The sequence below is a fragment of the uncultured Methanobrevibacter sp. genome, from assembly GCF_934746965.1.
Classification (GTDB): domain Archaea; phylum Methanobacteriota; class Methanobacteria; order Methanobacteriales; family Methanobacteriaceae; genus Methanocatella.
This window is the reverse complement of sequence record NZ_CAKVFS010000004.1, coordinates 219,765-226,412: the sequence shown is the minus strand read 5'-3', so window position 1 is coordinate 226,412 and position 6,648 is coordinate 219,765. Positions and strand designations below refer to the sequence as shown.

Genomic DNA, 6,648 nt, shown 5'->3' with positions numbered 1-6,648 from the left:
ACCACTAGCAGAATTATAATTATTATCACCATCATACCTAACAGTTACAACATAACTACCTGCTTTAAGACCAGAAACAGTTTGAACAACTTTACCATCCTTAATAGCTACAGTATAATCATTACCATCAACAGTAATAGTTACATTACCTGTAATTTCAGAAGGTAAATCAACATTAATAACTGCATCCTCACCAACATTAATATCATCAACAGAAACATTCATATTCGGAGTTGCTTTAGTAACATTAAACCAAGCATATCCATAATAACTATCATAGTTAGGATGGTTAATATAAGCCTCATATTTATAAGAACCTACATCCAAACCAGAATCAATAGTAAAATGTGCTTTGTAGGAAACATTACTAAAAGTATAATCCACACCATTTATAATTACAACTACAGTAACATTAGTAGGATAATTTCGAGGATAATCACCTAAAAATATAGTAATATCTAACAAACCACCATAATCAATATTTGAAATATCCACATTCAATGTAGTATAAGCTTTACGCACACCGAAATCCTTAGAAACTTCACTAGCAGCATATTTATCATTACCTGCATATTTAACAATTATCGTATGCAAACCCGCATCTAATAAAGGAAGAGATATTCTATTCCCATCTGCAATTTTTTCGTAGGTTTTACCATCAATAGTAACATTAACCTTTGTATTACCTCCTAAATCAGACGCAAATGAAATATAATAGAAGTTATAGCCATGATACATATAGGTATCACTCACACTTAGAACCATTCTTGGGTTTAATTTAAGTGTGATGTCTTGAACTTCATTATCTACAGTTATTCTAATAATTTTCTTACCAAGAATTGTATATGTGTTATTAAAAACACCATTAATCATTTGACCATTAACAACATCCAAATCAGATTTAAATTCCACATTTCTTGTTGGAATATTTGCAATATTTTGAGTACCATTTAAATATAATCTAGCAATAACATTATAAACATCATAACTAGTTTCATCAGCAGTTACATTTAAAACAACAAATGAACGATGATCCATGTTTACATAATGTGTTGATATCAATGAGCTCCAATTAGGAGTATTAGTACCCCACCAATTACCTTCAAGAACTGCCTTACTACATTCATATATATTCATAGTATGTCCAGTAGCTGAATTATTTATAAAAATACAATTGCTCACACTCATAAGATAATTTGAATGATCAATAGCACCACCATTCTGAGCAGAATTATTTACAAAAGTACATTTATTCACAATAAGATAAGTACTAATTGAATAAATAGCCCCATCATGAGCAGAATTACCTGTAAAATAACAGTCAGTCACATGAAGCTCTCCAGAGTTTGAATATATAGCTGCACCCACCTGAGCAGAATTATTTACAAAAGAACAATTAATCAAAGTAATATTATCCGCACCATTTGCATAAATAGCACCACCACACCTTGAAGGTGCAGAATTACCTATAAAAGAACAGTTAACTATCTCTATATTTTTTACCTTTTCGAACCAGATAGCACCACCATCCAACATTGCAGTATTATCTATAAAAGAACAATTATAAATTTTAACAGTATTTGCATCTCCAAGGTTTAACATTCCTTTAGGAGCTTTTTTTAAGATTGTTTTATCCCTATTTTGACCTATCAAAGTAACATTTTTACTATGACCCGCACCAACACTACTCGGTGCATATTCACCATTTGCAAGGTAAATAACACCACCATCCGGAACAATATCTAAAGCATGATTAATAGTCGCAACAGCATTATTCCAGTCAGCACCAGTCCTAGAATCACTTCCAGTTATAGGATTTACATAAATAGCTCCAGCATTAGGAGCTTTTACAGGCCCATCAGTAATTTCACCAGCATATGATATTTTAAAACTACTTAAATCAATATCATTACTTGAAGGTTCATTTAAACCAATTTCAGATGCATAAACTATATCTTCATTCGAATATTCGCATACTTCCTGTTCATCAGCCACTACATCTGTAGAAGTTGATACAGGTGTTTCTATATCAATATTTGTCTCATTTAAGTCTAATGATGCAGAATCTTCAGCACAAACAGCTGAAACAGACAAAAACATCAAACTTAAAATCAGAAAAATAAAAAACTTATTTTTAAATATTTTAATACCCTCCATTATTTTTTTAAAACTTGTGTAAAAAAATGATTTGGAAAATTTCATTTAATTTTTAAGTTATTAATGAACTAAATGTAATATCAACATTTAAGAAATCCTAAAAATCCTTTTTTTACAAATAGAAATTTATATAAAATTGTATATAAATATTTAGAAAAAGTTTTGAATGCTATTTTAGACTTAAAATATACATCCAGTTACAATTAAAAAAAGACATTGAAAAATACTCATCAAGTTATCAAATAACATGAAAAAAAGCATGAAAAAATTTTAAAAGAATAATATAATGTAGAAGGTTTAGCCTTCTACCATAATCAGCTTACCCGTCGATGGGTCTTTATAAACTTTTCCCATCTCAGTAAATCCTTGTCCAGAACTTTGAGAAGAATCTGGAGTATCATTTAATTCTTGACCTTGAGTAACCTCTGAAACCTGTTTCATAGATTCCATAACTGCTTGTTTTTGATCTTGTGACATGTCAGAAAAAATAACACTTTGCATATTCCAACTCATTACAACAAAGATTAAAAAACCTAATGCAAGAACTAACATTGCATCAACAAGGTTTGTTGTACCTGCCATAGGATCTATGTCTTCATCTGAAGATCTACGTCTTCTTTGTTTTTTTCTAACCATATAAAATCACTGTTTATTCATGTAAAAAAGAACTGCATCAGATAATGCATCTAAATCAGAAAGGTATTGATCATACCAACCTCTTCTAATTTTAGAAATAAAATAACATAAAGCACCGGAACCAATACCTACAACAGTAGTATCAAATGCAATAGTTAATGAATCTGCAAGAGTATTAATATCCCCAGTTCCTAATGCTGCAAGACCAGGACCTAATGGAATTAAAGTACCCATTAACCCTAATGTTGGTCCGACACGAGTAATAATATCAGTATTTCTTAAATTTTTATCGATTTTTTCTTCTTCATGTTCTACTAATTTACGAGCTAAAGTTTCTCTAGAATTACTATCTAAATCTTTAGATTTTGCGATTTCAGTTAAAACTTTTTTTTGAGATTTAGGAATTTCAGAACTAGAAATAACATCTATTAAATTATCTACAGAACTTGCTGTATTAATTTTAAATATTAAATCTCTTATTTTTCCAACTCCTATTTTCTTCCTTGAAGTGTATTCAGATATGAATCCACCTAAAGCAATAACAGAAATAATAGTAATTATTAATAATAAAACTAATACGGGGATTGTTAAACTTTGAGATATAACATCTAAAGCCCCGCTTAAATATTCTGTACCAGGTATTGCACTCATTTAATATCACCTTAATTTATTTTAAGAGATTATCACTTCGTTTATATAAGAATATTCCTACAATCACTAATACTACTAAAGTAACTAATATAGCAATTAAAGATTGAGATTCAATCATGTTTACACTACCAAATTTACCTTGCATTGCTTGAGCAATACTTGGTATTACAATAGCAGATAATAAGAAATAAGCACCTAAAAATAGCATGAAATTTCCTAATATGATAGGATATGGCTTATCAGTTAATTTAATAATAGTATTAGATGCAAAATATGTAACAACCATAACTATAACTAATGCAATTGCAACAACAATACTTAATTTTGTAAAACCAAAACCAATAGTTGGTGCAACAATTAAAACAGAAGCGATAATTGATCCAAAACAACATGGACAAGGAGCAACAACAGCTAAACAAGTAGCAGTAGTTGTATTTTTATCATGAACTTTCCATTCTCTTATAGTAAACAAACCTGCGATAATCATGATAGATGCCATAATTATATAAAAAACAGTGTTGTAACTATAGATAGCTTCAGTAATCTGTTCAGCAAAGAATGATGCTATATATGTGCATAATAAAACACCACCACCATAACCTATACAGATACCTGCAAATAATTTTTTTGACAAATTAGCAAGGCCAGAAGCTAAACCTATTTTTATCCCAAATATGATTACAGCAGCCAATACACCAAATTGCCATAATATACTCATCATATCCATATTAATTTCCTCGATATAATCAATAATTCATTAATTACACTTTACAATTTCTACTTTAAACTATATAAAATTTATTTTAAAAATTTAAATAAAATCTAGAAAAAATATATTTAAAGTGGATAAAACATAATATAATATTATTAAAAATAAATGAGGCCAATTTATGTTTTGGAACGAGAAAATCGAATGTATGTCAAGGGAAGAACTTGAAGAACTACAATTAAAAAAGCTTCAAAAAACAGTTAAATTAGCTTTTAACAAAATTCCCTATTATAACACTAAATATACAGCATGTGAAGTTTTCCCTGAAGATATAGAAACTTTAAAAGATATTGAAAAATTACCTTTCATCACAAAAGAGGATTTAAGGGAAAGTTATCCTTATGGACTTTTTGCAGTAGATATAAAAGATATAAAAGAAATTCATTCTTCATCAGGAACTACTGGAAAACCAGTTGTATCAGGATATACTAAAAAAGATTTGGATACCTGGGCAGAAACAACTGCAAGAGGATTAACTATGATGGGTGTTGATGAAGATGATATTATTCAAAATACTCATGGTTATGGATTATTCACTGGAGGATTTGGTGTTCATTATGGATCTCACAAAATTGGTGCAACTATCGTGCCAATATCCACTGGACAAACAAGAAGACAGATAGAAATAATGAAAGATTTTGGAGTGACCTGTTTAATTGCAACTCCTTCTTATGGAATTCACTTAGCTGAAGTGGCTGAAGATGATGGAATCAATCCCAAAGACATGAATCTTAAAGCAATAGGGTTTGGAGCTGAAATGTGGAGTGAAGAAATTAGAAAAAAACTAGAAACACTCTTTGGAGCTCCAGCATATAACATTTATGGATTAACAGAACTTATGGGTCCTGGTGTTGGAGTAGAATGTTGTGCTCAAGAAGGATTGCATATAGCTGAAGACATATATTACCCAGAAATAATCAATTCTGCAACTGGTGAAACTTTAGGTCCAAACAAAAAAGGAGAACTTGTATTAACAAATCTTGAAAGAGAAGGAATGCCAATAATCAGATTCAGAACTAAAGATTTAACTTCACTTAACTATGAAACATGTATTTGTGGAAGAACAAGTGTTAGAATGAGCAGAATAACTGGTAGAGCAGATGATATGATTAAAGTAAAAGGAGTAGCTATTTTTCCATCCCAAATAGAAAAAGCATTACTTAAAATAGGTGATGTAGAGCCTCATTATTTAATTATAGTTACTAGACCTGGAACTTTAGATCAAATTGAAGTAAAAGTAGAAGCTTCTAAAAACCTTTTCTTTGATGGAGTAAAAGAAATGGTTGATGTTCAAAAGAAAATAGCTAAATCTATTGAAAATGAAACAGGAATCAGGGTAAAAGTAACATTAGTTGAACCAAAAAGCCTTCCAAGATATGAAGGGAAAGCTAAAAGAGTTATAGATGAAAGAAACTTACATTAAAGGGATAAAAATGAATAATATGAAAGTAAAACAATTATCAATATTTTTACAAAATAAAAAAGGTAGTTTATATGATGCTCTTGAAACTTTATCTGAAAACCATATAAACATACGAGCATTATCACTTGCAGATACTTCTGATTTCGGTATTTTAAGAGTTGTAGTAGACAATCCACAAAAAGGAGAAAAGGTACTTGGAGAACATTATCTTGTTAAAACAACTGAAATAGTAGCTATTGAAATGACTGATTCTCCAGGAGGATTATCCTTTATATTAAAAACTATTAAAGAAAATAACTTAGATTTAGAATATTTATATGCATTTACTCATGATAAAAAAGATAAAGCAATTCTTCTGTTACACACAGATAATTTAGATGATTTAATAAATGCTTTAAATAAAAATAAAATAGTTATAGTACCTCCAGAGGAAGTATATAACTTATAAAAAAAGGTAAAACTTTACCTTTTAATTTTCATTATCTGCTGGTGGAGTGTAAACACGCATAGCTAACTCACTATCAAGTGTATACATCAAATCAACAGAATTTTGTGCTCTTTTTACTTTACTTACTAAATCCATTGCATTTTCTTCTTCTTCAACTTGTTCTTCAACAAACCATTGCAAAAAATTGTTAGTTGCATGATCTTTTTCATTAATAGCTACATCCACTAAATTATTAATAAGACCTGTTACCATTTGTTCATGAGACAATACATGTTCAAATGCAGCTAACGGAGAATCCCATTTAGTTTGAGGTCCTTCAATTGCATCTAAAGTAACAGAAGCTCCTCTTCTAATTACATAATCATACATTTTCATTCCATGCTCTAATTCTTCTTGAGCTTGTACTCTCATCCAATTAGCAAAACCCGGTAAATCTTCATCAGCAAAATAAGAAGCCATAGATAAATAAAGATAACCTGAATATAATTCTGCATTAATCTGTTTGTTTATTTCTTTTTCCATATTATTAGAAAGCATATAACTCACCTTTACTAATAAATTATA

At 29.6% G+C, this 6,648-nt stretch carries 7 protein-coding genes; 2 read left to right on the top strand and 5 right to left on the bottom strand.

Annotated elements, in window-relative coordinates; all coding sequences use genetic code 11:
* The 4 genes from Q0984_RS04840 to Q0984_RS04825 form a co-directional block, all read right to left on the bottom strand.
* Positions 1–2,100: Ig-like domain-containing protein (locus tag Q0984_RS04840; RefSeq protein ID WP_299524369.1), on the bottom strand; the 2,100-nt coding region annotated here is incomplete at its 3' end.
* 354 nt (positions 2,101–2,454) lie between these two features.
* Positions 2,455–2,793 carry a DUF2149 domain-containing protein gene (locus Q0984_RS04835; RefSeq protein WP_299524366.1) on the bottom strand — a complete coding sequence of 113 codons (339 nt, stop codon included), beginning with the start codon at positions 2,791–2,793 and terminating at the stop codon, positions 2,455–2,457.
* A 6-nt stretch (positions 2,794–2,799) separates the two neighbouring features.
* Positions 2,800–3,444, bottom strand: coding sequence for a MotA/TolQ/ExbB proton channel family protein (locus Q0984_RS04830; RefSeq protein WP_299524362.1), 645 nt, complete (start codon positions 3,442–3,444; stop codon positions 2,800–2,802).
* A 16-nt stretch (positions 3,445–3,460) separates the two neighbouring features.
* The gene (locus Q0984_RS04825) at positions 3,461–4,171 is read right to left on the bottom strand and encodes a DUF2162 domain-containing protein (RefSeq protein ID WP_299524359.1); all 711 of its coding nucleotides are present in this window, start codon (positions 4,169–4,171) and stop codon (positions 3,461–3,463) included.
* Positions 4,172–4,334: 163 nt separating this feature from the next.
* Between Q0984_RS04825 and Q0984_RS04820 the strand changes: the two genes are divergently transcribed.
* Positions 4,335–5,636, top strand: a complete 1,302-nt coding sequence (locus Q0984_RS04820) for a phenylacetate--CoA ligase family protein (protein ID WP_299524356.1) — start codon at positions 4,335–4,337, stop codon at positions 5,634–5,636.
* Positions 5,637–5,646: 10 nt separating this feature from the next.
* Positions 5,647–6,084, top strand: a complete 438-nt coding sequence (locus tag Q0984_RS04815) for an ACT domain-containing protein (RefSeq protein WP_299524353.1) — start codon at positions 5,647–5,649, stop codon at positions 6,082–6,084.
* Between the two features lie 21 nt (positions 6,085–6,105).
* Here the strand turns inward: Q0984_RS04815 and Q0984_RS04810 are convergent, their stop codons facing one another.
* Positions 6,106–6,621: a ferritin gene (locus Q0984_RS04810; protein ID WP_299524351.1), complete on the bottom strand. Its 516-nt coding sequence runs from the start codon at positions 6,619–6,621 to the stop codon at positions 6,106–6,108.
* Between the last annotated feature and the right edge of the window lie 27 nt (positions 6,622–6,648).

Bases quoted from the DNA above. Each gene is read 5' to 3' on its own strand.
- Q0984_RS04820 (WP_299524356.1), top strand. From the start codon at position 4,335: ATGTTTTGGAACGAGAAAATCGAATGTATGTCAAGGGAAGAACTTGAA.
- Q0984_RS04830 (WP_299524362.1), bottom strand. From the start codon at position 3,444: ATGAGTGCAATACCTGGTACAGAATATTTAAGCGGGGCTTTAGATGTT.
- Q0984_RS04815 (WP_299524353.1), top strand. From the start codon at position 5,647: ATGAATAATATGAAAGTAAAACAATTATCAATATTTTTACAAAATAAA.
- Q0984_RS04835 (WP_299524366.1), bottom strand. From the start codon at position 2,793: ATGGTTAGAAAAAAACAAAGAAGACGTAGATCTTCAGATGAAGACATA.
- Q0984_RS04825 (WP_299524359.1), bottom strand. From the start codon at position 4,171: ATGGATATGATGAGTATATTATGGCAATTTGGTGTATTGGCTGCTGTA.
- Q0984_RS04810 (WP_299524351.1), bottom strand. From the start codon at position 6,621: ATGCTTTCTAATAATATGGAAAAAGAAATAAACAAACAGATTAATGCA.